The sequence below is a fragment of the Aureimonas ureilytica genome (assembly GCF_001475935.1).
GTDB classification, from domain to species: Bacteria; Pseudomonadota; Alphaproteobacteria; order Rhizobiales; family Rhizobiaceae; genus Aureimonas; species Aureimonas ureilytica_A.
On sequence record NZ_LDQA01000127.1, the window covers coordinates 1 to 1,458 of the forward strand.

The 1,458-nt window shown below is 66.6% G+C and carries 2 protein-coding genes and 1 pseudogene; 2 read left to right on the plus strand and 1 reads right to left on the minus strand.

Features of this window, described 5'->3' with window-relative positions; all coding sequences use genetic code 11:
* Window positions 1-189, plus strand: a pseudogene (locus NS365_RS24705) (DEAD/DEAH box helicase); the annotation flags it as partial.
* Between the two features lie 152 nt (window positions 190-341).
* A complete protein-coding gene (locus NS365_RS22965; RefSeq protein WP_058602601.1) occupies window positions 342-659 on the plus strand; it encodes a polyhydroxyalkanoic acid system family protein in 318 nt (105 codons plus the stop codon).
* 3 nt (window positions 660-662) lie between these two features.
* Here the strand turns inward: NS365_RS22965 and NS365_RS22970 are convergent, their stop codons facing one another.
* Entirely contained in the window at window positions 663-1,175 is a 513-nt protein-coding gene (locus NS365_RS22970) for a hypothetical protein (protein WP_058602602.1), read from the minus strand.
* Window positions 1,176-1,458 lie beyond the last annotated feature (283 nt).

A 1,458-nucleotide genomic window follows, 5' to 3' on the forward strand; every position in this document is an offset into this window, starting at 1 on the left:
CGCGGCGAGGGTGGACGCGGCGGGCGTAACGGCCAGCCGGGCGAGCGTCGCCCCCATGGCGACACGCAGCGCGGTGCGCCACGCGGCGAGTCCTCCCGTTCGGACGAGCGCAACGCCAACCCGGGGCGCAACCGCACCCGCCGGGGCGGCGGTTCGCGTCCGCAGGGCGGCTCGCGCGTCGCGGGCTGATCCTCGCGCATCATCAGAGAAGCGAGAAAAGGGGCCGCAAGGCCCCTTTTTTTCATGCGCGCTCCGGTCCCTCGCTTTGGCGCGCGGCAGTTGCGCCGTGGCCCTCATCCCCCATATGCAGGGCACGAAACCCGCGACGAAAGACCAAGTTCATGGCCGAGACGGTAAAGGTCGACATCCCGCACAAGCTGACGCGCGAGGCGGCGCGCCAGCGCATCAGCGAAGGGTTCGACCGCGTGCGTTCCGACGCGACGGGCGGGATGCTGAAGTTCGAGGACCAGTGGACCGGCGATCATCTCGACTTCCGCGCCGGAATGCTCGGCCAGCACATCGTCGGCCGGCTCGATATTCTGGACGATCACGTCCATATCGAACTGGACCTACCGGGCTTTCTGGCCTCGCTCGCCAACAAGGTCACCGGCAAGATCCGCTCCGAGGGGCAGATCCTGCTGGAGAGCAAGAAGGCCTGAGCCTCAAGGCGTTGCGGGGGCGCTGCGCAGCGTGGCGTTCTCGGCCACGATGACGGGGCTGGACGGACCCGAGGTGATCGAGCGGATCGAGCCGAGCCCCGGCACCACGGAGCCGACCTTGACGCGCATCAGCTCGTTGCGCGTCGCCAGCAGCGCTTCGTCCTTGAACACCATCACGATCTGATAATCGTCCGCCGTCGGCTCGCGCAGGCGCACGATCTGCGGCGCGGGCATGGCATTGGCCATGTCGAGCGAGCCGGTTTCGATCCTGTCGGTCTTGGGCGGCATGTTGGCGAGCGCCGCTTCCTGGAAGTAATCCGGCGACCGGATCGACACCACGAAGGACCACGTGAAGAAGCCGGCCGAAGCGAGCGCCAGAAGAACCGACCCGGACCCCACCACCCAGTCCGCCATCGACCAGTCGTCGGCGAAGCGGGCCAGCTTGATCGGCGGGCGTGTGGACTCCGCTTCCTCTGTTTCTTCGTCGTAGAGGTCCAGCGTGGCGATGTTGGTCATGGCGCAATCCTCGGGTGCGGAATGGCCCAAGGGTGGCGCTCGGCCCATTAACGAAGATCGACGATCCCGCATCGACGCTCAGTAAATCGCGCGTTAAGGTTAGTCGGATATGAATCAGGCATCGCATCCTCCCGGAGTCCTCTTCTCTTGATCCGCGACAGACGCCGGCAATCGCGCCGCAAAACGAGATTGCGGCCCGCCAAGCTCCTGACGGAGGGGGGCCAATTCCTGTGTGACTGCGCCGTGGTGGAACGCTCCGATCGCGGCGCGCGCATTCGCGCCT

What these genes read in the sequence shown, in the direction of transcription:
- NS365_RS22970 (WP_058602602.1), bottom strand. Translation starts at nt 1,175, where the DNA reads ATGACCAACATCGCCACGCTGGACCTCTACGACGAAGAAACAGAGGAA.
- NS365_RS22965 (WP_058602601.1), top strand. Translation starts at nt 342, where the DNA reads ATGGCCGAGACGGTAAAGGTCGACATCCCGCACAAGCTGACGCGCGAG.